Source organism: Lentzea sp. NPDC102401 (assembly GCF_044765805.1).
GTDB classification, from domain to species: domain Bacteria; phylum Actinomycetota; class Actinomycetes; order Mycobacteriales; family Pseudonocardiaceae; genus Lentzea; species Lentzea sokolovensis.
This window is the reverse complement of sequence record NZ_JBIWKS010000011.1, coordinates 16,984-39,094: the sequence shown is the minus strand read 5'-3', so window position 1 is coordinate 39,094 and position 22,111 is coordinate 16,984. Positions and strand designations below refer to the sequence as shown.

General features: G+C 68.7%; 21 protein-coding genes and 1 riboswitch. Of the genes, 11 read left to right on the top strand and 10 right to left on the bottom strand.

Annotation, left to right across the window (positions count from 1 at the left end; genetic code table 11):
• The first annotated feature begins 2 nt into the window (after nt 1–2).
• Complete coding sequence (gene rsmI, locus ACIRG5_RS32505) at nt 3–848, top strand: 16S rRNA (cytidine(1402)-2'-O)-methyltransferase (RefSeq protein WP_402911809.1); 846 nt, start codon at nt 3–5, stop codon at nt 846–848.
• Here rsmI and ACIRG5_RS32500 read toward each other — a convergent pair.
• From ACIRG5_RS32500 to ACIRG5_RS32490, 3 genes are read right to left on the bottom strand one after another with little or no spacing between them, the layout of a single operon-like run.
• Nucleotides 840–1,553, bottom strand: a complete 714-nt coding sequence (locus ACIRG5_RS32500) for an ABC transporter permease (RefSeq protein ID WP_402911806.1) — start codon at nt 1,551–1,553, stop codon at nt 840–842. The genes rsmI and ACIRG5_RS32500 overlap by 9 nt on opposite strands.
• Entirely contained in the window at nt 1,543–2,475 is a 933-nt protein-coding gene (locus ACIRG5_RS32495) for an ATP-binding cassette domain-containing protein (protein WP_402911804.1), read from the bottom strand. The genes ACIRG5_RS32500 and ACIRG5_RS32495 overlap by 11 nt, the downstream gene beginning before the upstream one ends.
• Nucleotides 2,476–2,533: 58 nt before the next feature.
• Nucleotides 2,534–3,088 (bottom strand): PadR family transcriptional regulator, encoded by a 555-nt coding sequence (locus ACIRG5_RS32490; protein WP_402911801.1) that lies wholly within the window; start codon nt 3,086–3,088, stop codon nt 2,534–2,536.
• A gap of 54 nt (nt 3,089–3,142) precedes the next feature.
• Here ACIRG5_RS32490 and metG point away from each other — a divergent pair, with 54 nt between their 5' ends.
• The 9 genes from metG to ACIRG5_RS32445 all read left to right on the top strand — a co-directional run bounded on the left by metG (nt 3,143) and on the right by ACIRG5_RS32445 (nt 14,258).
• Entirely contained in the window at nt 3,143–4,936 is a 1,794-nt protein-coding gene (gene metG, locus ACIRG5_RS32485; RefSeq protein ID WP_402911798.1) for a methionine--tRNA ligase, read from the top strand.
• Between the two features lie 26 nt (nt 4,937–4,962).
• A complete protein-coding gene (locus tag ACIRG5_RS32480) occupies nt 4,963–5,757 on the top strand; it encodes a TatD family hydrolase (protein ID WP_402911795.1) in 795 nt (264 codons plus the stop codon).
• Nucleotides 5,758–6,058: 301 nt separating this feature from the next.
• Nucleotides 6,059–7,468, top strand: coding sequence for a transglycosylase family protein (locus tag ACIRG5_RS32475; protein WP_402911793.1), 1,410 nt, complete (start codon nt 6,059–6,061; stop codon nt 7,466–7,468).
• A 200-nt stretch (nt 7,469–7,668) separates the two neighbouring features.
• A complete protein-coding gene (gene rsmA, locus ACIRG5_RS32470; protein ID WP_402912624.1) occupies nt 7,669–8,499 on the top strand; it encodes a 16S rRNA (adenine(1518)-N(6)/adenine(1519)-N(6))-dimethyltransferase RsmA in 831 nt (276 codons plus the stop codon).
• A gap of 88 nt (nt 8,500–8,587) precedes the next feature.
• A riboswitch (SAM riboswitch) is annotated at nt 8,588–8,681 on the top strand.
• A 221-nt stretch (nt 8,682–8,902) separates the two neighbouring features.
• The gene (locus ACIRG5_RS32465; protein ID WP_093606456.1) at nt 8,903–9,901 is read left to right on the top strand and encodes a methionine ABC transporter ATP-binding protein; all 999 of its coding nucleotides are present in this window, start codon (nt 8,903–8,905) and stop codon (nt 9,899–9,901) included.
• A complete protein-coding gene (locus tag ACIRG5_RS32460; RefSeq protein ID WP_093606455.1) occupies nt 9,898–10,581 on the top strand; it encodes a methionine ABC transporter permease in 684 nt (227 codons plus the stop codon). Before ACIRG5_RS32465 ends, ACIRG5_RS32460 begins: the two co-directional genes overlap by 4 nt.
• A gap of 28 nt (nt 10,582–10,609) precedes the next feature.
• On the top strand, nt 10,610–11,407 hold the full coding sequence (locus tag ACIRG5_RS32455; protein ID WP_402911788.1) for a MetQ/NlpA family ABC transporter substrate-binding protein: 798 nt from the start codon (nt 10,610–10,612) through the stop codon (nt 11,405–11,407).
• 57 nt (nt 11,408–11,464) lie between these two features.
• Nucleotides 11,465–12,427 (top strand): 4-(cytidine 5'-diphospho)-2-C-methyl-D-erythritol kinase, encoded by a 963-nt coding sequence (locus ACIRG5_RS32450; protein ID WP_402911786.1) that lies wholly within the window; start codon nt 11,465–11,467, stop codon nt 12,425–12,427.
• Between the two features lie 64 nt (nt 12,428–12,491).
• A complete protein-coding gene (locus tag ACIRG5_RS32445; RefSeq protein ID WP_402911784.1) occupies nt 12,492–14,258 on the top strand; it encodes an ABC-F family ATP-binding cassette domain-containing protein in 1,767 nt (588 codons plus the stop codon).
• Nucleotides 14,259–14,271: 13 nt separating this feature from the next.
• Here the strand turns inward: ACIRG5_RS32445 and ACIRG5_RS32440 are convergent, their stop codons facing one another.
• The gene (locus tag ACIRG5_RS32440; protein WP_319975634.1) at nt 14,272–15,609 is read right to left on the bottom strand and encodes a DivIVA domain-containing protein; all 1,338 of its coding nucleotides are present in this window, start codon (nt 15,607–15,609) and stop codon (nt 14,272–14,274) included.
• Between the two features lie 100 nt (nt 15,610–15,709).
• On the opposite strand from ACIRG5_RS32440, the gene ACIRG5_RS32435 reads away from it, so the two are divergent.
• Complete coding sequence (locus ACIRG5_RS32435; protein ID WP_402911780.1) at nt 15,710–17,323, top strand: fatty acyl-AMP ligase; 1,614 nt, start codon at nt 15,710–15,712, stop codon at nt 17,321–17,323.
• On the opposite strand, the gene ACIRG5_RS32430 is transcribed toward ACIRG5_RS32435, so the two are convergent.
• The 6 genes from ACIRG5_RS32430 to glmU all read right to left on the bottom strand — a co-directional run bounded on the left by ACIRG5_RS32430 (nt 17,320) and on the right by glmU (nt 22,081).
• Nucleotides 17,320–17,451: a hypothetical protein gene (locus ACIRG5_RS32430; RefSeq protein WP_402911778.1), complete on the bottom strand. Its 132-nt coding sequence runs from the start codon at nt 17,449–17,451 to the stop codon at nt 17,320–17,322. The two genes, ACIRG5_RS32435 and ACIRG5_RS32430, sit on opposite strands and share 4 nt — an antisense overlap.
• 48 nt (nt 17,452–17,499) lie before the next feature.
• Nucleotides 17,500–18,063: an aminoacyl-tRNA hydrolase gene (gene pth / locus ACIRG5_RS32425; protein WP_093606450.1), complete on the bottom strand. Its 564-nt coding sequence runs from the start codon at nt 18,061–18,063 to the stop codon at nt 17,500–17,502.
• Nucleotides 18,053–18,559: a DivIVA domain-containing protein gene (locus tag ACIRG5_RS32420; protein WP_402911775.1), complete on the bottom strand. Its 507-nt coding sequence runs from the start codon at nt 18,557–18,559 to the stop codon at nt 18,053–18,055. Before ACIRG5_RS32420 ends, pth begins: the two co-directional genes overlap by 11 nt.
• Before the next feature lie 62 nt (nt 18,560–18,621).
• Entirely contained in the window at nt 18,622–19,221 is a 600-nt protein-coding gene (locus ACIRG5_RS32415) for a 50S ribosomal protein L25/general stress protein Ctc (RefSeq protein WP_402911772.1), read from the bottom strand.
• A gap of 401 nt (nt 19,222–19,622) precedes the next feature.
• The gene (locus ACIRG5_RS32410; RefSeq protein WP_030482093.1) at nt 19,623–20,594 is read right to left on the bottom strand and encodes a ribose-phosphate diphosphokinase; all 972 of its coding nucleotides are present in this window, start codon (nt 20,592–20,594) and stop codon (nt 19,623–19,625) included.
• A gap of 14 nt (nt 20,595–20,608) precedes the next feature.
• Nucleotides 20,609–22,081, bottom strand: a complete 1,473-nt coding sequence (gene glmU, locus ACIRG5_RS32405) for a bifunctional UDP-N-acetylglucosamine diphosphorylase/glucosamine-1-phosphate N-acetyltransferase GlmU (RefSeq protein ID WP_402911770.1) — start codon at nt 22,079–22,081, stop codon at nt 20,609–20,611.
• Nucleotides 22,082–22,111: the final 30 nt, after the last annotated feature.

The window sequence follows — 22,111 nt, the reverse complement described above, 5'->3', positions numbered from 1 at the left end:
TTGTGAGTCCTGTATCCGGTTCAGGCCGTCTCGTCCTGGCAGCCACCCCTCTCGGGGACATCCGCGACGCCTCCGCGCGCCTGATCGAGGCTCTGGAGACCGCCGACGTGATCGCCGCCGAGGACACCCGGCGCCTGCACAGCCTCGCGGCCGCGTTGCAGGTCAAGCCGTCCGGCAAGGTGATCAGCTTCTACGACCAGAACGAGATCGGGCGCCTGCCGGGACTGCTCGAATCGCTGCACAACGGCGCGACCGTGCTGCTCGTGACGGACGCCGGAATGCCGTCCGTGTCCGATCCCGGCTACCGGCTCGTCGCCGCGTGCGTCGAGCAGGACCTGACGGTCACCTGCCTGCCGGGGCCGTCCGCGGTGACGACGGCGCTCGCCCTGTCCGGCCTGCCGAGCGACCGGTTCGCGTTCGACGGCTTCCCGCCGCGCAAGTCCGGTGAACGCAAGCGCTGGTTCGCACCTCTGGCCACCGAACAACGCACCGTCGTCTTCTTCGAGGCGCCCCACCGGCTCGCGGACACGCTCGCGGACGCCGTCGAGGTGCTCGGACCGGACCGCCGCGCCGCCGTGTGCCGTGAGCTGACGAAGAAGTACGAAGAGGTCGTGCGCGGAACTCTCGCCGAACTCGCCGAGTGGGCCGTGGAAGGCGCACGCGGCGAGATCACCGTGGTGCTCGGTCCCGCCCCCATCGCGGACACGCCGGACCTCGACACGCTCGTCGCCGAGGTCAAGCAGCGCGTCGCCGACGGGGAACGGATGAAGTCGGCCGCCGCCGAGGTCGCGGAGGCGGCCGGGATCAGCAAGAAGACGCTCTACGACGCGGCGATCAAGTCAAGCTGACTCCTTGTTGAACGTCCGCACGCCGTAGAACACGCCGACCAGCACGAGCGCCGCGACCGCGACCAGCCCGTACACCATCGAGCCGGGGTTGAAGATCGACCGCTCGGCGTCGACGACGTGCGCGAGCGGGTTGATCCGCGACAACCAGTAGAGCCACTGCGGGCCGTTCGACATCGGCAGCAGCACGCCGGAGAGCAGCATCAACGGCACGATCGACGCCGACAGCACGGACGCGAAGACGTACTCCAGTTTCACCTTCAGCGCGATCGCGTACGACACCGAGCCGATCGCGATGCCCAGCAACGCCACCAGCCCGAGGCCGAGCAGCATCTGCCCGGCCGACGCCCGGAAACCGAACAGCATCGCGGCCAGCATGATCAGCAGGCTCTGCACGACCAGCAGCACGACGTCCTTGCCGACCCTGCCGACGAGCAGCGCGACCCGGCTGACCGGGGTGACCCGCAGGCGTTCCATCACGCCCGTGCGCACCTCGGGCAGCAGCGAGAAGCCCGCGTAGGCCGTGCCGAACAACGCCATCTGCACCAGCAGACCCGGCACGAACCACTGCCAGCCGGTGTCGCCGAGCAGCGGTCCGAACAGACCGAGGTAGAGCAACGGCTGGGCGATCCCGAACACGATCGCCACGGGATTGCGCAGCACCGGAAGCATCACGCGGGAGAACACGAGCCAGGTGTCATGCAGCATTGACTTCCTCCCGCAACGAGCGGCCGGTCATGGTCAGGAACACGTCGTCGAGCGTCGGCCGATGGACCTGCACCGAGTGCAGTTCCACGCCGATGTTGTCGAGGTCGCGCAGCAGTCCCGGCAACGCGCGGTCGCCGTTCGGGATGCGGAAGCTGACCTTCTCGCCGTCCACGACCGCGTTCTCGAACTTCGAGGCGACGATCGAGGCCTGCGGGGTGCCGAGCACGACCAGATCGCCGGAGACGCGGTGCTTGAGGTCGTCCGGTGAGCCCTCGCCCACGATCGAGCCGTGGTCGATCACCAGCAACCGGTCGCTCAGGTAGTCGGCCTCGTCCAGGTAGTGCGTGGTCAGGAAGACCGTGACGCCGTCGGCCTTGAGCTGCTTGATGTGGTCCCACAGGTTGCGGCGGCTCTGCGGGTCGAGGGCCGTGGACGGCTCGTCGAGGAACAGCAGCCGCGGGTCGTGCAGCATGCCCATCGCGATGTCGAGCCGGCGTTGCTGGCCGCCCGACAACGTGATGACGCCGCGCTTCTCCAGGCCCCGCAGGTCGAACCGGTCGAGCAGGTCGGCGACCTTCGTGCGGGCGTCGTGCTTGGACAGGCCGTAGAAACGGGCCTGGAACTCCAGTTCGTCGGCGACCCGCTGGTCCTGGCCTGAGCCGTTCTTCTGGCCCACGTAACCGATGTTGCGGCGCACTCCGGCCGGGTCGGTCAGCAGGTCGTGCCCGGCGACGGTCGCCTCACCCGCGGTCGGTTGCAGCAGCGTGGTGAGCATGCGCAACGTCGTGGACTTGCCCGCGCCGTTCGGCCCGAGGAACCCCACCAGTTCACCCTCGGCGACGTCGATGTCCACCCCTGCGACCGCGTCCACCGGACCGGTCTTCGTGGTGAATCGGCGCGCGAGGCCGCGTGCCTTGATCATGGCTGAATCCCCTCTAGTCAACTTTGACTAGAGGCTAGCGGGGACTAATCAAGTTTGACTAGTCACTTAGCTCGTACGCACCGGCCTCTAGGCGTTCGATCAGCTCCCGAGTCCAGCGCACCTGGCCTTCGAGATGGACGAGCCACAGTCGAAACAACTCGCTGACGTGCGCGGGCTTGCCCATCTCCGGCATCGACGAGATGCCGTGCCGTGTCGGCGCGAGCTGCCCTTCGAGACCTGTCAGGCGGTTCTTCAGCATCACGACGGCCTGCCTGCGGGGGACGAGGTTGAGCATCGCCACGCCCGCGGAGACCTCGTCGTTGCCGGCGGCCGGGTCGGCCAGCGCGTGCGAGAGCAGGTTGCGCAGCTCGCGCTCACCAGCCGCGGTGATCTTGTAGGTCGTGCGGGCGGGGCCCTCCTCGGACTCCGCGGTGCCCACCGGCTCCAGCAGGCCGTCCTTGGCCAGCGACTTCAGCGCGTGGTAGATCGAGCCCGGCTGCACGTTCGCCCAGCTGTCCGCCGACCACGACTTCAGCTCGCGGCGCACCACGTAACCGTGTGCCTCGCCGACGAGCTTGACCACGCCGAGCACCAGCATTCTGGTCGCGGACAAACAGACCTCCCACTCGGTGAAAACCCCCTGGCACCGCCTCCGTAGGCTATGTCCATGAGTGCCTCCGTACTGACCGCGGTGGCCTGGCCTTATGCAAACGGCCCCAGGCACATCGGTCACGTCTCCGGTTTCGGTGTCCCGTCCGACGTCTTCTCCCGCTACATGCGGATGTCCGGACACCGGGTGCTCATGGTCAGCGGCACGGACGAGCACGGCACACCCATCCAGGTGCAGGCCGAGAAGGAAGGGCTCACCGCCCGCGAGCTCGCCGACAAGTACAACCGCGTCATCGCCTCTGACCTGCAGGGCCTCGGCCTGTCCTACGACCTCTTCACCCGCACCACCACCGGCAACCACTACCAGGTGGTGCAGGACCTGTTCTCCGCGCTGTGGAAGAACGGCTACGTCGTCCCCAAGACCGAGATGGGCGCCATCAGCCCGTCGACCGGCCGCACCCTGCCCGACCGCTACATCGAGGGCACCTGCCCGATCTGCGGTTACGAGGGCGCGCGCGGCGACCAGTGCGACAACTGCGGCAACCAGCTCGACCCGTCGGAACTGATCAACCCGCGTTCGAAGATCAACGGCGAGACGCCGAAGTTCGTCGAGACCGAGCACCTGTTCCTCGACCTGTCCGCGTTCATCGACTCGCTGAGCAGCTGGATGGGCACGCGGTCGGACTGGCGTCCGAACGTGCTCAAGTTCTCGCAGAACCTGATCAAGGACCTGCGGCCGCGCGCCATCACCCGCGACCTCGACTGGGGTGTGCCGATCCCGCTCGACGGGTGGAGCGACCAGCCGATGAAGCGGTTCTACGTGTGGTTCGACGCGGTGATCGGCTACCTGAGCGCCTCCGTCGAGTGGGCGCGGCGCACCGGGAACCCCGATGCCTGGAAGGAGTTCTGGACGGGCGACGCCCAGAGCTACTACTTCATGGGCAAGGACAACATCGTCTTCCACTCGCTCATCTGGCCGTCGCTGCTGCTCGGGCAGAACGGCGCGGGCGACAAGGGCGGCGAGCCCGGCCGGTTCGGCACGCTGAACCTGCCGACCGAGGTCGTGTCGTCGGAGTACCTGACGATGAGCGGCTCGAAGTTCTCGACCTCGCGCGGCACCGTGATCTACGTCGGCGACTTCCTGAAGGAGTTCGGGCCGGACGCGCTGCGGTACTTCATCTCCGTCGCGGGTCCCGAGAACCAGGACACCGACTTCACCTGGGAGGAGTTCGTCCGCCGGACGAACTTCGAGCTGGCGAACGAGTGGGGCAACCTGGTCAACCGCTCGATCTCGATGGCGCACAAGAACGTCGGCGCGATCCCGAAGGCCACCGCGCTGACGCCCGCCGACCACGAGCTGCTCGCGCAGTCCAAGGCGGCGTTCGACACGGTCGGCGCGCACCTGCGCCGTTCGCGGTTCAAGCAGGCCTCCGGCGAGGCCATGCGCGTGATCTCGCTGGCGAACAAGTACCTGTCCGACCAGGAGCCGTGGAAGCTCAAGGACGACCTGGACCGCCGCGACTCGGTGCTGCACACGGCACTGCAGGTCGTGCAGGACGCGAACACGCTGATGACGCCGTTCCTGCCGCACTCGGCGCAGAAGGTGCACGAGGCGTTGGGCGGCACCGGCGTGTGGGCCGCACAGCCGGAGATGACCGAGGTCGACGACCTGGACATCCCCGACCGTTCGTACCCGGTGCTGACCGGTGACTACGCCGGTGAGCAGGCCAAGTGGGAGTCGACGCCGCTCGAGGTCGGCCGGCCGCTGCAGAAGCCGTCCCCGTTGTTCACGAAGCTGGACTCGAAGCTGGGCGAGGTCGGGCCCGAGTGGGCTCCGATCGTGACCGAGTAGTGGCGGACAAGCGTGAACGACCGCCGGTGCCGGAAGCTCTTCCGGCACCGGTGATCGACGCCCACACCCATCTCGACGCGTGCGGGGCCGTCGACGCGGCCGACGTGGCGGTCCTGCTCGATCGGGCGGAGGCCGCCGGCGTCTCGCACGTGATCACCGTGGCGGACGACCTGTTGGCCGCGCAGTGGGCCGCCGAGGCGTCCACTTGGGACCCGCGGGTCTACGCGGCGGTGGCCGTGCACCCGACGCGCACCTCTTCGTTCGGGGACGCGGAGAAGGCCGAACTGGAGCGGTTGGCCGTTCTGCCCCGCGTGGTCGCGATCGGCGAGACCGGTCTGGACTATTACTGGGACTACTCGCCGCCGGCCGCTCAGCACGAGGCCTTCCGTTGGCACATCGACCTTTCCAAGCGAGTCGGGAAGCCGTTGATGATCCACGACAGGGACGCGCACGAGGACATCCTCAAGATCCTCGACAGCGAGGGCGCACCGTCCACTGTGGTGTTCCACTGCTTCTCCGGTGACGCGGACTTCGCTCGTCGCTGTGTCGACGCGGGGTACGTGCTGTCGTTCGCGGGCCCGGTGACGTTCAAGAACGCCCGTGCGCTGCGGGAGGCGGCGGCCCTGGTGCCCCAGGATCAGCTGCTCGTCGAGACGGACGCCCCGTTCCTGACGCCCCATCCGTTCCGGGGCCGCCCAAACGAACCCTATTGTGTGAATTACACAATTCGGGATCTCGCCACGTTGCGTAACGAAGATCTTTCTGAACTCTGCTCCGCTGTCACCCGTACTGCTCAACGAGTGTTCGGGCTTGACCACTGAAATGCGACGTAGAGCGAACGGAGCAAGAGGTTCCTACCCCGATGGGTGACTGACGTCACAACATTGGCGGGGGTGTTTGCGCAACGTCGGCTACCCCGTTACTGTCCCGTGACCGTGCCACCTGAACCGACCCAGTCGGTTCGGAGCACGCCCGCAGTCGGGGCGGGACCGAAGCCAGAAGCGCGAAGAAGCGAGACCACGTAGGAGGAGTTGCCGGGAACCTTCGAGCTCCAACTCGAATGATCTTGTCAACGCCAACTGTGCGGTGGCCTCACAGCTTCCGCAATGGAGGTATCGACCCTTGTCTGGTAGCGACAGAGCTGCTGCTCCGTACGACTTCAACGACGACACCGACTGGTTCACGCCGGTCGGCGGCACGGCGGTTGACGTCGCTGATCCCCACCCGAGCTTCCCCGCCGGTGCGCTGACCATCACGCCCGCGGACGTGCTCGACGTGCTCGGCCCCGACGCCGACGACCTGCTCGCCTCGGCGAACGTGGACGTCGACGAGCTGATCCGTCTCATCAACGCCGAGACGACGATCATGCCGCCCCTCGTCCTCCCGTCGGAGGAAGAGGAACTGCGGGACCCTCAGGTCCTCGTCAAGGCCGCCTCGACGTGGAAGCGCCGCTTCCTCAAGGGCACGGTCGCCGCGGTGCTGGTGTCGATCTCCGGTGGCGGCGTGACCGCGATGGCGATGGACAAGTCGCTGACCGTCGAGGTCGACGGCGCGATGCAGACCGTCCACTCCTACGAGGGCACGGTCGGCGAGGTCCTGGCGGAAGAGGGCATCGTCGTCGGTGAGCACGACGCCCTGTCGCCCTCGCTGAACGCCCCGGTCTCCGACGGCGGCAAGATCAGCCTCGACCGCGGCCGCCTGGTCAAGATGAGCATCGACGGCCAGGCCCGCGAGGACTGGGTCCGCTCGGTCACCGTCGAGGAGGCCGCCAAGCAGTTCGGCGTGCCGCTCGAAGGCGCCTGGATGTCCGCGCCCGGCTCGCACGACGTGCCGCTCGAGGGCATGAGCGTCGAGGTCAAGACCCGCAAGAACATCAAGCTCTTCGACGGCGCGAACCCGGTCCGCGAGGTCCAGACGACCGCACTGACCGTCGACGAGCTGTTGAAGGCCGAGAACCTCAGCCTCGGCCCCGAGGACGCCGTCGCGTCCGGCATGGACGTGAAGCTCGCGACCGGCGCCGAGGTCTACATCTCGCGCACCGGCGTCACGGTCATCAACGTGAACGAGCCCGTCGCGCCGCCGGTCGAGAAGACCAACGACCCGAACATGAACGCGGGCGAGCAGACCGTCACCGACCCCGGCGCGCCGGGCGAGCAGACGTCGACGTACCGCGTGACGGTGAAGAACGGCAAGGAGATCAGCCGCGAGAAGATCGGCGGCAAGGTCACCAAGGAGCCGAAGCCGAAGAAGATCACCGTCGGCACCAAGCCGCTGCCCGACGGTGCTGTCTGGGACCGTCTCGCGCAGTGCGAGGCGGGCGGCAACTGGGCCATCAACACCGGCAACGGGTACTACGGCGGTCTCCAGTTCAACGCGGGCACCTGGGCGGCCAACGGCGGCACCGCGTACGCGCAGCTTCCGCACCAGGCGACGCGCGAGCAGCAGATCGCCATCGCGACCAAGCTCCGCGACCGCGCCGGCGGCACGTACGGCGCGTGGCCGGGCTGCCGCGCCAAGCTCGGCCTGCCGTAAACACGCACAACCCTCTCCGTCCCCCTGACAAGGCCGCCCTGGTTCGCCACGGGCGGCCTTCGTCGTTGCCGAGGCGGGTGAACCCAGGCCGCCGGTCAAGCGGCGATGACCGGCACCGGCTCGGTGCTGCCCATCAGGCCCACGACCGCGGTCCCAGCCCGTCCCTCCACGGGCGAGCCTGCGAGAATGCACCGGTGAGCCTGCTGGGACCTGCCGAAGTTCGTCGTCTGGCTGAAGAGCTGGGCATCCGCCCGACCAAGAAGCTCGGCCAGAACTTCGTGCACGACCCGAACACGGTCCGCAAGATCGTCGCCGCGGCCGGGCTGACGGACGACGACGTGGTCCTGGAGGTCGGCCCCGGCCTCGGCTCCCTGACGCTCGCCCTGCTGCCCGCCGCCAAACAGGTCGTGGCGGTCGAGATCGACCCGCCACTGGCGCAGCGGCTGCCTCAGACGGTCGCCGAGATGGACCCGGACAACGCGGGCAAGCTGCACGTCGTCCTCAAAGACGCCATGAAAGTCACCCAAGAGGACCTGCCGGTCCTACCGACCGCGATCGTCGCGAACCTCCCGTACAACGTCGCGGTCCCCGTGGTGCTGCACCTCCTGGCCGAACTCCCGAGCCTCCAGAAGGGTCTGGTCATGGTCCAGGCCGAGGTGGCCGACCGGATGGCGGCGAAGCCCGGCAACAAGATCTACGGCGTCCCGAGTGTGAAGCTCGCCTGGTACGCGGAGTCCAAGAAGGCCGGCTCCATCGGCAAGAACGTCTTCTGGCCGGCACCCAACGTCGACTCGGGCCTGGTGTGGTTCCAGCGTCACGAAAAGCCGCTGTCCACAGTGGACCGGAAGAAGCTCTTCGCGATCGTCGACGCCGCTTTCGCGCAGCGCCGCAAGACGCTGCGGGCGGCGTTGAAGGGCTGGGCCGGCAACCCGGGAAACATTGACGAACTGCTCGCCGAAGCTGGTGTGGATCCCCAGGTTCGAGGCGAGCAGCTGAGCGTGATCGACTTCATCCGGATCGCCGAGGTCTAGGCCGGGGATCCTTCGGCCAACAGTGTGATCTGTCGAACGAATCGGAATCTGGCTTGCGCAACCGAACGTCCGTCCGGTTGACTGCTACTTGCCATCCGGAGCGACTGAGAGACCTGGCTCTACGACGTCGCAGCAACCACCCGCTGGATGCGGGCAGGTGCTAACGCCAGGACCGATGGAGGAGCACCATGGGTACCGTGCGAATGCTGACGCGCCGTCGAGTCATCGACCAGTGCCGTCGCTCGTCTTCTGCATGTCGTCGCCACCTCGTCTAAGGCGCCTTTTCAGAGTCCTTTGACGCGCACTCAGTCATCGAGTGGCGCACACACCTGAGCAGAAACTTCGACCGCGCACGTCCGTCTCAAACGGACAGTGTGCCGTCGCGCGCAGCCGTGGAGCAGACGTGATCACTGTCGAAAACCTCACCAAGTCCTTCCAGGGCGTCAGTGCCCTCAACGGCGTGACCCTCGACGTCGAGGCCGGAACCGTGCTCGGCGTCGTCGGTCCGAGTGGCGCCGGCAAGTCGACGCTCGCCCGGTGCGTCGCGCTGCTGGAGCGTCCCGACTCGGGTGCGATCCGCGTCGACGGCACTGACATCACCAGCCTCGACGGGTCGGCCCTGCGTGCCGCCCGCCGCCAGATCGGCGTTGTGCCGCAAGGGGATTCGCTCCTCCGTCAGCGCACGGCCGCCGGCAACATCGCCCTGCCGCTGGAGTCCGCGGGCATCCCCGGACCGCAGCGCCGCACCCGTGTGGGCGAGCTGCTGGACCTCGTCGGGCTGACCGACAAGGCCGCCTCCTACCCCGACCAGCTGTCCGGCGGGCAGCGCCAGCGCATCGCCGTGGCGCGCGCCCTCGCCGCCAACCCGTCCGTGCTGCTCGCCGACGAGCCGACCAGCGCTCTGGACCCGGAGACCACCGGTTCCGTGCTGACCGTGCTCGACCGTGCGCGCGCCGAGCTGGGTGTGACCGTTCTCGTCGTCACGCACGACATGGGCGTGGTCCGCAAGATCTGCGATGACGTCGCTGTGCTGGAGCAGGGCCGCGTCGTCGAGCACGGCAAGGTTCTGGACCTGGTCAACGACGTCGCGAGCCGCACGAGCAGTGCGCTGCTGCCCGCCGTCGATCTGAACCCGATCAACGAGAGCAGCTACGACCGCGTCGCGGACGTCGTGCTCGTCGGGTTCGCCGCGGTCGGCGCGTTGCTGCCCGAGGCCGCGCACCGGTTCGGCGTCGAGCTGAACATCGTCGGCGGCGGTCTGACGCGCCTGGGCGAGACCCCGGTCGCGCGCTTCCGGCTCGGCCTGAACGGAGAGCGCTCGGACTCCGCCCTGGAGTGGATCGGCGAGGCCGGCGGCTCGGTGCAGAGGTCCCTGAAGGGCCCCCAGGGAGTAGCTGCGTGAGGTCTGCAACACCCTGGTCCGACGTTTTCTCGTTCCTTCTCGAAGCAACCGGCGAGACGCTGTACATGGTCGGCGTCTCCACCGTCATCGCCACCGTTCTCGGAGTTCCCGTAGGTGTCTGGCTGCAGCTCACCGCCAAGGGCGGGTTGCGGCCGAACACCGCGGTGCACAGGATCCTGAGCTTCGTCACCGACCTGGGCCGCTCGATGCCGTTCATCGTGCTGCTCGTCGCGCTCACGTCGGTCACCCGCCTCATCGTCGGCGGCTCCATCGGCAGCACGGCCGTCATCGTGCCGCTGGCCGTGGGCGCCATCCCGTTCGTGGGGCGCCTCGTGCAGAACATCCTGTCCGAGGTGCACGTGACCGTGGTCGAGGCCGCGATCACGACCGGCGCCTCGACGTTGAGGATCGTGCGCAGCGTGCTGATCCGCGAGTCGCTGCCCGCGCTGATCAACGCCATCGGCGTCACCGTGATCGCCCTGATCGGCTACTCGGCGATGGCCGGCGTGATCGGTGGTGGCGGCCTCGGCGACCTGGCGATCCGCGAGGGTTACCAGCGCTTCAACGACCGGATCCTGTGGAGCACCGTGGCGTGGCTCGCCGTGCTCACCACCGTGATCCAACTCGGTTTCACCCGTGCCGCCCGTGCGTCCGACCGGCGCCGGCACGCCTCCGTCTGACCCGTAGCAATTTCTCAAAAGGAACGTCATGCGTATTCGTGCTGCCCTGATCGCAGTCGCTTTGACCGGTTTGACTGCTCTGTCCGCTTGCTCGTCGGGTGCCAGTGCGTCCGACACGCTCAAGGTCGGTGTCTCGCCGGTCCCGCACGCCCAGATCCTCAAGTACGTGGCCGACAACCTCGCCGCGTCGAAGGGTCTCAAGATCGAGGTCGTCGAGTTCACCGACTACGTGCAGCCGAACACGGCGCTGGTCGACGGGTCGCTCGACGCCAACTACTTCCAGACCGTCCCGTACCTGGAGACGTTCACCAAGGAGAGCGGCGCGAAGGTCGAGTGGGTCGAGCCCGTCCACGTCGAGCCGCTCGGCCTGTACTCGAAGAAGGTCAAGAAGCTCGACGAGCTGCCGTCCGGCGCCAAGATCGCCGTCGCCAACGACGCCACCAACGAGGCCCGTGGCCTGAAGCTGCTGGAAGCCAACGGCCTGATCAAGCTCAAGGCCATGGACCAACCGACCGTGCGCGACCTCGCGGAGAACCCCAGGAACCTGCAGTTCGTGCCCTTGGAGGCCGCTCAGCTGCCGCGTTCGCTGGAGGACACCGACGCGTCCGTGATCAACGGCAACTACGCCATCGACGCCGGCCTCAAGCCCGCCACCGACTCGCTCGCGCTGGAGAAGGCCGAGGGCAACCCGAACGCGAACGGCCTGGTCACGCGGACCGAGCTCAAGGACGACAAGCGCGTCAGGGACCTGGCGGAGCTGCTCGGATCGCAGCAGGTCAAGGACTACATCAAGCAGACCTTCAACGGTTCGGTCATCCCGGTCTGACGGTGACAGTGGCCGGGGGAGGAGTCCGGGACACCAGAACGCCCGTACGCTGACATGGTGCTCGCAGTCGTTCCACCCCCGGTCACAGTTCGCGTCCCGGCCAAGGTCAACCTGCACCTGGCCGTAGGAGACGTGCGCCCGGACGGTTACCACGACCTGGTGACGATCTTCCAGGCGCTGTCCCTGGTCGACGAGGTCACGGTCGCGGTCGCCGACGAGCCAGGAGTCGAGGTGTACGGCGAGGGCGCCGACCAGGTGCCCACCGGAGCCTCGAACCTCGCCTGGCGCGCGGTCCAGCTGCTGGCCACCCACGTCGGCAAGGACGCGGACGACCCCAAGGTCCGCGTCGTCATCCGCAAGGCCATCCCGGTCGCGGGCGGCATGGCGGGCGGCAGCGCGGACGCGGCGGCGGCGCTGGTCGGCCTGTCGTCGTTGTGGCGCCTGGACATCAGCCGCGACGAGCTGGCCGAACTGGCCGGGAAGCTCGGCGCGGACGTTCCCTTCGCCCTGTACGGCTCCACCGCTCTGGGCACCGGCCGCGGCGAGCGGATCGTGCCCGTGCTGGGTCGCCACCAGTTCCACTGGGTGCTGGCGTTCGACCGCCGCGGACTGTCCACTCCGGACGTGTTCGACGAGCTGGACCGCCTGCGCGCCGAGGGAGACCCGCCGCGCGTCGGCGCGGTCGAGGCCGTGCTGGAGGGCCTGTCCTCCGGCGACCCCCGTCAGCTCGCTCTGCTGCTGGGCAACGACCTCCAGGCCGCTGCCGTCTCGTTGCGCCCGAACCTGCGCCGCACTCTGCGCGCGGGCGTCGACGCGGGCGCGCTGGCCGGCATCGTGTCCGGATCAGGCCCCACGACGGCGTTCCTGTGCGAGGACGGCGACACGGCGGTCCGCGTGGCCGCCGAACTCGCCGGTGCCGGTGTGTGCCGGACGGTGCGGGTGGCGCACGGGCCGGTCCCAGGAGCGCGTGTGATCGCGACTGAGGAGCCCAAGCCCGCGCCCCCCGAGGTGCACGCGTAGCCGAGGGCTTTGGTCCTGCTGGGTAGCCTGCATCGGGCAGTTTCTTACTAGTCGTGAGGTTTTGATGGCCAACCTGGTCAACCTGGAGTCCGTGTCGAAGTCGTTCGGCGTCCGGCCGCTGCTCGACGGCGTGTCGCTCGGCGTCAACGAGGGCGACCGCATCGGTGTCGTCGGCCTGAACGGCGGTGGCAAGACGACGCTGCTCGAGGTGCTGGCCGGGGTGGAGCCCGCCGACGACGGCCGGGTGTCGCGGTCGCGCGATCTGCGGATGGCCGTCGTGACGCAGCGGACCGAACTGCCGCACGGTTCCACGGTGCGCAACGCGGTGATCGACCCGCTCGGGTTCGACGCCGAGCACGAGTGGGCGGCCGACGCCCGCGTTCGATCCATTTTGGACGGACTCGGGATCACGGCACTGGGTCTGGACTCCGTGGTCTCCACGATGTCCGGTGGCGAGCGGCGCCGGGTCGCGCTCGCGGCCGCGCTGATCCAGGACCTCGAGCTCCTCGTGCTCGACGAGCCGACGAACCACCTCGACGTCGAGGGCGTGCGGTGGCTCGCGGAGCACCTGCTGGCCCGCAAGTGCGCGCTCGTCGTCGTCACCCACGACCGGTGGTTCCTCGACACGGTCTGCAACCGCACGTGGGAAGTGGTGCAGGGCAAGGTCGAGCAGTACGAGGGCGGCTACGCCGACTGGATCTACGCCCGCGCCGAGCGGACCCGGCTCGCGGGCGTGCTGGAGGAGAAGCGGCAGAACCTGGCGCGCAAGGAGCTCGCCTGGTTGCGCCGCGGCGCGCCCGCCCGGACCTCGAAGCCGCGCTACCGGATCGAGGCCGCCGAGGCACTGATCGCGGACGTGCCGCCGTTGCGGGACAACGTGGAGCTGCTCGCGTTCGCCAAGAAGCGCCTGGGACGCACGGTGATCGAGCTCGAGGACGTCACACTGTCCATTCCGGACCGGTACCTGGTGCGCAACTTGACGTGGCGCATCGGCCCCGGCGAGCGGATCGGTCTGGTCGGCGTCAACGGCTCCGGCAAGACGACGTTGCTGAAGCTGCTGGCCGGAGAACGGGAAACCGAGACGGGCAAGCGGATCCAGGGCCAGACGGTCAAGATCGCGCACCTCTCGCAGGAGCTGCTCGACCTGAACGGGTCGATGCGCGTGCTGGAGGCGATCGAGGAGGTCGCGAGGCGCGTCGTGCTCGGCAAGTACGAGATGTCGGCGTCACAGCTGGGCGAGAGGTTCGGGTTCTCGGCGCAGAAGCAGTGGACGCCCGTGTCGGACCTGTCCGGTGGCGAGCGCCGGCGGCTGCAGCTGTGCCGGCTGCTGATGGCCGAGCCGAACGTGCTGCTGCTCGACGAACCGACGAACGACCTGGACATCGACACGTTGCAGCAGCTGGAAGACCTGCTCGACTCGTGGGCCGGCACGCTCGTCGTGATCTCGCACGACCGGTACCTGGTCGAGCGCGTGTGCGACAAGGTCGTGGCGCTGTTCGGCGACGGCGGCCTGACCGAGCTGCCCGGCGGCATCGAGGAGTACCTCAAGCGCCGCGACTCGATGCGCGACAGGGAGGCTGCCGCTCCGGCGGCCGGCAAGGCGCCGTCCAACGCCGCCGATCAGCGCGCCGCCCGCAAGGAGCTGGCCCGGCTGGAACGCCGTCTCGAGGTGCTGCACAAGAAGGAAGCGGAGCTGCACGCCGCGCTCGCCGACGCCGCGACCGATTCCGGTCGGTTGCTGAAGCTCGACGCCGAACTCCGCGCCGTGCTGGCGGAGGAGTCCGACGTGGAGGCTCAGTGGATGGCGGCGGCCGAGGTCGTCGAGGGCTGATACCCGCCCTGGACTACTTGCCCTTGCGGCGGAGTTCGGCGGCGAGCTGGGGCAGCAGCTCGTCGATGAACGACGTGTCGTAGCCCTGCCCGGAGAGCAACGCGTAGCTGAAGCGCGCCTTCATGACCTCTTCCGAGCTCGCGCCGAGCATGCCGTCGAGCGCGACGCCGATCTCCTCCAGCATCCGGTCGACCTGCGCGGTGCGGTAGCCGCGCTGACCGGCCGCGGCCTGCGGGATCCGCAGCTGCCGCAGGTCCTTCCACGACTTGACCTGCGGCATGCTGCGCACCGGTCCGGAGAGCTGCTGCTCGATCTGGCCGAGGAACCCGTCCACCTCGGTCTCGTCGTAACCGCGCCTGCCGATCAGCGGACGGGAGAACCGGACGTCGCGGACGTCCTTGCCGGTCAGGTTGTCCTGGCCGAGCAGCGTCGCCTCGATGCGGTCGAGGAACGCGTCCACCTGGGACTCCTGGTAGCCGCGGCGGCCACGGGGAGGGCGGTGGAACGCGATGTTGCGGATGTCCGCCGCCGTGAGCTTCGGCGAGTCGATGGACTGCGGCATCGCGGCCTGCTGAACGGGCTGCAGCGGGGCCGGCGGCTGCGGGCGGCGCTGCTGCGGCTGGGGACGCGGCTCGGGCCGCGGGCGTGGATCTGGCTGCGGACGGCGCTGCTGCGGCCGCTGCTGTTGCTGCGGGAGCTGCGTCGTCGGCGGGGCCGCCCTGAGCGGCGGCGCGGTCTCGAACATCAGCACCACGAGGTCGAGGAACGTGTCGACGTCTTCCTCGTCGTAGCCGAACGTGCCCGGTGCGGTCTCGCCGAAGACGGCGTCCTGCACCTGCTGGGCGGTCAGGTTGTCCCTGCCACGCAGAGTGCCTTCGATGCGGTCGAGGAACGCGTCGATCTGGCCCTCGTGGTAGCCGCGGGTCCCCGGTCTGGGCTTGTGGAAGCGCACGGCGGCGACGTCGTCGGGGGACAGTCGCACCGCGGGTCTCATCGCCTGCGACGTGGCGTGCGCGCCCTGGGCCGGTGCGGAGGCTTGCTGGCGTTGCGGAGTGGACCGCAACGTGTCCGCGACGAGTTCCATGAAGACGTTGACCTCGTTCACGTCGTAGCCCGGATCACGGGTCGCGGTGCTGAACTTGATGTTGAGCACGTCTTCGCGCGTGAGGATGTCCTTGCTCTTCATGGTGCTCTCGACACGGTCGAGAAACGCGTCCACCTCAGCCGCGTCGTACCCGCGCTGACCACGCGGGGGACGGTGGAACGCGACCAGGGCCACGTCCTGCGCGGAGAGCAGAGGTGCCGGATGCGCGGGCAGACGATGCTGCGCTCCGGGGCCGCCCCGATCCACCAATGACCTCCTCCTGCGTACCTGTACTGGGGAGTATCGCGTTTCGCGTGGCATAACGTTTCGTCCTGATGGACCAAACGGCGCCACTACGATCGCGAACATGAGTCAGTTCGTGGATGTGATGCTGGCGACGGCCTCCAGCGGCGGGGACAGGGGCATGACGACGGGTGAACCCGCCGCGCCGGTCCGCCAGACCTGGGCCGAGGTGCACGAACGCGCCCGGCGGATGGCCGGTGCGCTCGACGTGGCGCCGGGCACCGCGATCGCCGTGCTCGCCGCCGAACCAGCCGTGATCGCCCCAGCCGTGCAAGCCGCATGGCTGTGTGGTGGCAGCGTCACGATGTTGCATCAACCCACACCACGCACCGACCTGGCCGAGTGGGCCGAGGACACGCTGCGGGTGCTCGCCATGATCGATTCGCGTCTGGTCCTGCTCGGCAGCCCCTTCGACGCTCTGGCTGCCGTTCTGGACCAGCACGGAGTGCCTTACAGGTTGCTCTCCGAACTCGACGCGGAACCGATCTCTGCTCCTGTTCCCACCGACGAGGATGCCACGGCACTGCTGCAGTTGACGAGTGGATCGACGGCTGATCCGAAGGCGGTGCGAATCACGCACCGCAATCTGATGGCCAACGCCGAGGGCATGCGCATCGCGGCGGCGCTCGATCCCGCCTCTGACGTCATGGTTTCGTGGCTGCCGCTGTTCCACGACATGGGGATGGTCGGCTTCCTGACCGTGCCGATGCTGTTCGGACTGGAATTGGTGAAGGTCACACCCGTCGACTTCCTGTCACGCCCGACGCTGTGGGCCGACCTGATCACCCGCTACCGCGGCACCATCACCGCCGCGCCGAACTTCGCCTACGCGATCGTGGCGCGCCGCCTTGCGTCCTCGTCGGATTCCTTCGACCTGTCGTCTCTTCGGCTGGCGTTGAACGGCGCCGAGCCGATCGATCCTTCCGCCGTCGAGGCTTTCGTGTCCGCGGGCGAACGGTTCGGGCTGCGCCCGGAGTCGATCCTGGCGGCCTACGGCATGGCGGAGACCACTCTGGGTGTGGCTTTCGCGCCGTTGTTCACCGGCCTGTCGGTGGACGTGGTGGACGCGGACGCCGTGGAAGCGGACAAGAAGGCAGTGCCCGCTTCGGACGGTCGCGCGTTCCCGTTGCTCGGCCCGCCGTTGCCCGGTCTGGAACTGCGGGTGGTCTCGGACTCCGGTGCGGTCCTGGGCGTGCGGGACGTCGGCGAGCTCCAGATCCGCGGCGAGGCCGTCACCCCCGGCTACCTGACGGTGAACGGTCCACTCGCCACGCAGGACGCCGAAGGCTGGCTGTCCACCGGGGACGTCGGGTACGTGGTCGAAGACGGCCAGGTGGTCGTCTGTGGGCGCCGCAAGGACGTCATCATCATGGGCGGCCGGAACATCTACCCGACCGATGTGGAGCGTGCCGCCTGCTCCGTCGACGGAGTGCGGGCCGGCAACGCCGTGGCGGTGAGGCTGGACGCGGGGACGAAGCGGGAACGGTTCGCCGTCGTGCTGGAGTCGAAGCTCGCCGGGGACGAGGCCGCCGAGAAGGATCTGGTCAAGCAGGTCACCGCTCGGGTCGTCGACGCCGTGGGGCTGCGGCCGTTCGCCGTGGTGGTGCAGGCGCCGGGGACGTTGCCGAAGACGCCCTCCGGCAAGCTCAGGCGGTCCGCTGCGGCTGCTCTGGTCTAGTAGCGGGCATCGAGCTCTTCGAGTCGCTTGCGCAGCTCCCTCGCGCTCCTGCGGGGGAGTGCGCGGGCGACGAAGCCGAGGACTTCACGGGCCTCGCACAGCACCACGCGCGGGTGCTTGCGCGGCATGGACCTTTCGGATCGTCGTGCCGCCCACTGTGGAACTTCGCGGTGCCGTCAGTGGAAGCTGTTCTGCGCGGCTTCCAGGCCCTTGGTGACCATGGCCTCCGCCGCGTCCGCCGCCCGGTCGATCTCCAGGGCGAGCTGCTTGCGTTCCACCGTCGAGAAGTCCTTCAGGACGTAGTCGGCGGGGTCCTGGCGGCCGGAGGGGCGGTCCACGCCGAAGCGGAGGCGGTGGTAGTCCGGGCCGCCCAGGGACTTCGTGATGGAGCGGAGTCCGTTGTGGCCGTTGTCGCCGCCGCCGAGCTTCATGCGCAGTGCGGCGAACGGGAGGTCCAGCTCGTCGTGGATCACGACGATGGTGGTGGGCTTGAAGAACTTCACGGCGCTCGCGACGGGGCCGCCGGAGAGGTTCATGAAGCTGCGCGGCTTGGCGAGGACGACGCGGTGGCCGGACAGGCGGCCCTCGACGATCTCGGCGCCGGACTTGTGGGCCTTGAACTTGCCGCCGACGCGGGCGGCCAGTTCGTCGAGGACCAGGAAGCCGATGTTGTGACGGTTGCCCTCGTACTTGGGGCCCGGGTTGCCCAGGCCGACGATGAGGGCGAGGTCAGCGTCCACGGAACCGCAACTCCTGCTCGAGATCGTCCAGCAACGTGTCCACGGCCTGCACCTGGTACCCCTTGCCCAGCAGGCCGGACGTGATGCTGAACCGGGTGTTGCGGACCTCGGTGGAGGTCATGGCGCCCCGGCCGTCCAGGTTGGCCGCGGCCCGGATGATGAAGGCGTCGACTTCGGCGCGATCGTATCCGGTGCTCGCCTTGGTGAGCTTGCGCGCGTGGATGTCCTCGCCGGTGTTCAGGCCCGTCGGCGGCACGATGCCGTTGCGGATCTGGAACTCCAGCACGTGCAGGACGCCGTCGACGCTGAGCGGGTCGTAGCCGTTCGGCACCGCGGCGAACTGGACGGTGCGCACGTGGTCCGGGTTCAGGCGGAGACGGCCGGCCAGTGCGTCGGCGACGATCTGCAGGAACTCGTTGACCTGATCCGGGTCGTACCCCTGCCGCTTGCGGCGGAAGGTCTTGGACCGGACGTCGGCGGGCCGCAGGTACTGCAACGGCGCGCCGCCCCCCTTGTGAGGAGGTGACGCGCCGTCGTTTCGGCCCGACGTGATGGGGCTCAGCTTTCCTCGGTGGCCTCGGCCGGAGCGGCCTCGTCACCCTCGAGCTGCGCCGCGGACGGCGCCTCGTTGACCGCGACGACGAGAGCGTCGGCGTCGGTGATCAGGACCGCACCCTCGGGCAGGGTCAGGTCGCTGGCGTGGATCTGCGTGCCCGCGGCGACACCGGCGATCGACAGCTCGATCTGGTCCGGGATGTTCATCGCGTCGGACTCGATCTGGATCGTGCTGAGGTCCTGCGTCAGCAGCGTGCCCGACGCGGGCTCGCCGGAGATGACCAGCGGCACCTCGACGGTGACCTTCTCGCCGCGCTTCACGAGCAGCAGGTCGACGTGCTCGATGTAGTTCTTGATCGGGTGCGTGGTGACGGTCTTGGTGAGCGCCAGCTCGCTCGCGCCGTCGAGGGCGAGAGTGAGGACGGCGTTCTGGCCGTGCTCACGGACAACACGGGCGAACTCGAGCGCCGGCAGGGCCAGGTGCTGCGGGTCGGAACCGTGGCCGTAGAGCACCGCGGGGATCTTGCCGGCGCGACGGGTACGGCGGGCGGCGCCCTTGCCGAATTCAGTGCGCTGCTCAGCGGCGAGACGGACCTCGGACACGGTGGGGTACTCCTTACAAGTCTGGCCTTGTACGTCGGGGCGGTGCACAAGTTTTCAGCGGTTGAGGCTTTGGGTGGTGGCCAGCGGCGGCGAGCAGCGCGGAACTACGGTCAACACGCGCGGCATCAAGCCACCGCGTCGATCACGCCGAGCTCGATAGCTCGCCCTCGCCGAGGCAACCCGACCAGTGTAGGTGAGTGGGCGGCTGGGGTGCTAATCGGGGTCCCCGCTCTTGGCACGCAGGGCCCTTTGGTGCCCACAGAACGCACGAAAGCTCCCCGCGTGCGGTTGGCCGCGCGGGGAGCTGGTGGCGAGGCGGAGGGCCGCGCCAAACACACGCGGGGAGCTTTCGTGCCCATAGAACGCACGAAAGCTCCCCGCGTGCGGTGAAGAAGGGAGGGTCAGGCGTTGCCGTCGAACAGCGAGGTGACGGAGCCGTCCTCGAACACTTCCTGGATCACGCGCGCGAGGAGCGGTGCGATCGAGAGCACGGTCATGTTCGGGAAGCGCTTCTCCGCTGGGATGGGCAGCGTGTCGGTGAACACGACCTCGCGGGCGCCCGAGTCCTGCAGGCGTTGTGTGGCCGGGCCGGAGAGGATGCCGTGCGTCGCGGCGATGACCACGTCGGAGGCGCCCTCGTTGAGGAGTTGCTTCACGGCGCCTGCGATGGTGCCGCCGGTGTCGACCATGTCGTCGATCACGATGCAGAGGCGGCCCTCGACCTTGCCGACCACGCGGTTCGAGACGACCTCGTTCGGGCGGAGGGGGTCGCGGGTCTTGTGGATGAACGCGATCGGGGTGCCGCCCAGGGTGTCCGCCCACTTCTCGGCCAGCTTGGTGCGGCCCGAGTCGGGGGAGACGACGGTGATCTCGTGGCCCGCGTACTTGCCGCGGATGTGGTCCGCGAGAAGAGGCATGGCCCACAGGTGGTCCACCGGGCCGTCGAAGAAGCCCTGGATCTGCGCGGTGTGCAGGTCGACCGAGACGAGGCGGTCGGCGCCTGCCGTCTTGAACAGGTCGGCCACCAGGCGGGCCGAGATGGGCTCGCGGCCGCGGTGCTTCTTGTCCTGACGGCTGTACGGGTAGAACGGCATGATCACGGTGATGCGCTTGGCGGAGGCCCGCTTCAGGGCGTCGACCATGATCAGCTGTTCCATCAGCCACTGGTTGATGGGCGCGGTGTGCGACTGGATGACGAAGGCGTCACAGCCGCGCACGGACTCCTCGAAGCGGACGAAGATCTCGCCGTTCGCGAAGTCGTAGGCCGACTGAGGAGTCACCGTGACGTTGAGGTGCTTCGAGACCTCTTCCGTCAACTCCGGGTAGGCACGCCCGCCGAAGAGCATCAGGTTCTTCTTCGGTGTGCCGGGCATCTGCGGGTTCACGGTCAGCGACCCTCCTCTGTGTTCTCGTCGGCATTCTGCTTCGCCAGGGCCTCGGCTGCTGCCTGAGCGGCGGCCGTGCCTTCACGACGGCTGAGGACCCAGCCTTCGAGGTTGCGCTGCGGGCCTCCGGACACGGCGAGCGCGCCCGGCGGGACGTTGCGGCGCAGGACGGTGCCCGCGCCGGTGTAAGCGCCGTCGCCCACGGTCACCGGCGCTACGAACATGTTGTCCGAACCGGTGCGGCAGTGGGATCCGACGATCGTGCGGTGCTTGTTCACGCCGTCGTAGTTGACGGTCACCGAAGCCGCGCCGATGTTGCTGTGGTCGCCGATCGTGGCGTCGCCGATGTACGAGAGGTGCGGGACCTTTGAACCGTCGCCGATCTGCGAGTTCTTCGTCTCGACGAAGGTGCCGATCTTGCCCTTCACGCCCAGCTTCGTGCCGGGGCGGAGGTAGGCGAACGGGCCTACGGACGCGTTGTCGCCGATCACCGAGTCGCTGCCGTGGGTCCGGATCACCGAGGCGCCGGCGCCGACGGTCACGCCCGACAGGGTCGTGTCGGGGCCGACGGTCGCCTTGGGACCGATCACCGTGCCCGCGCGGAGCTGCACGTTCGGCTCGATCAGGGCGTCCTGGCCGACCTGCACGTCCGCGTCCACCCACACCGAGGCGGGGTCGACGACGGTCACGCCGGAGCGCATGAGGCCCTCGACGATGCGGCGGTTCATCTCGGCGCCGACGGCCGAGAGCTGCACGCGGTCGTTGATGCCCTCGACCAGCCACGGGTCGGCCGCGATCAGCGCGCCGACGCGGAGGCCGTCGCCGCGGGCGATGCCCAGGACGTCGGTCAGGTAGAGCTCGCCCTGCGCGTTGTCGGTGGACAACCGCGAGAGGCCGTCGCGCAGCACCGCCGCGTCGAACGCGTAGACGCCGGAGTTGATCTCGGTGATCAGCTGCTCGACGTCGGAGGCGTCCTTCTGCTCCACGATCCGCTGCACGGTGCCGTCGTCGTCGCGCACGATCCGGCCGTACCCGGTGGGGTTGTCCAGCACGGCCGTGAGCACGGTGACCGCGTTGCCCGCCGCCGAGTGCTCGGCCAGCAGCGCGGTGAACGTCTGGGTGTCGAGCAGCGGCACGTCGCCGTAGCTGACGATCACCGTGCCGCCCAGGTCGTCGGGCAGCTCGGCCAGGCCGCACGAGACGGCGTGCCCGGTGCCCTTCTGCTCGGCCTGCACCGCGACGGTGACCTTGCGTCCCAGCGCACCGGCGAGGGTGTCCAGATGCTCGGTGACGGCTTCACGGCCGTGGCCGACGACGACGGCCAGGTGGTCGGGATCTGTGCCGGCCGCCGCGCGCACCGCGTGTTCGACGAGTGAGCGTCCGGCGATCCGATGCAGCACCTTGGGCGTGGACGACCGCATGCGGGTGCCTTCCCCGGCGGCGAGCACGACCGTGCTGACAGGGCCCTCGAGCATCAATGCTCTCCCTAACAGGCTGGGTGTTTC

Bases quoted from the DNA above. Each gene is read 5' to 3' on its own strand.
- ACIRG5_RS32410 (WP_030482093.1), bottom strand. From the start codon at position 20,594: ATGCCCGGCACACCGAAGAAGAACCTGATGCTCTTCGGCGGGCGTGCC.
- ACIRG5_RS32455 (WP_402911788.1), top strand. From the start codon at position 10,610: ATGCGTATTCGTGCTGCCCTGATCGCAGTCGCTTTGACCGGTTTGACT.
- ACIRG5_RS32435 (WP_402911780.1), top strand. From the start codon at position 15,710: ATGAGTCAGTTCGTGGATGTGATGCTGGCGACGGCCTCCAGCGGCGGG.
- metG (WP_402911798.1), top strand. From the start codon at position 3,143: ATGAGTGCCTCCGTACTGACCGCGGTGGCCTGGCCTTATGCAAACGGC.
- glmU (WP_402911770.1), bottom strand. From the start codon at position 22,081: ATGCTCGAGGGCCCTGTCAGCACGGTCGTGCTCGCCGCCGGGGAAGGC.
- ACIRG5_RS32500 (WP_402911806.1), bottom strand. From the start codon at position 1,553: ATGCTGCATGACACCTGGCTCGTGTTCTCCCGCGTGATGCTTCCGGTG.
- ACIRG5_RS32495 (WP_402911804.1), bottom strand. From the start codon at position 2,475: ATGATCAAGGCACGCGGCCTCGCGCGCCGATTCACCACGAAGACCGGT.
- ACIRG5_RS32430 (WP_402911778.1), bottom strand. From the start codon at position 17,451: ATGCCGCGCAAGCACCCGCGCGTGGTGCTGTGCGAGGCCCGTGAAGTC.
- ACIRG5_RS32445 (WP_402911784.1), top strand. From the start codon at position 12,492: ATGGCCAACCTGGTCAACCTGGAGTCCGTGTCGAAGTCGTTCGGCGTC.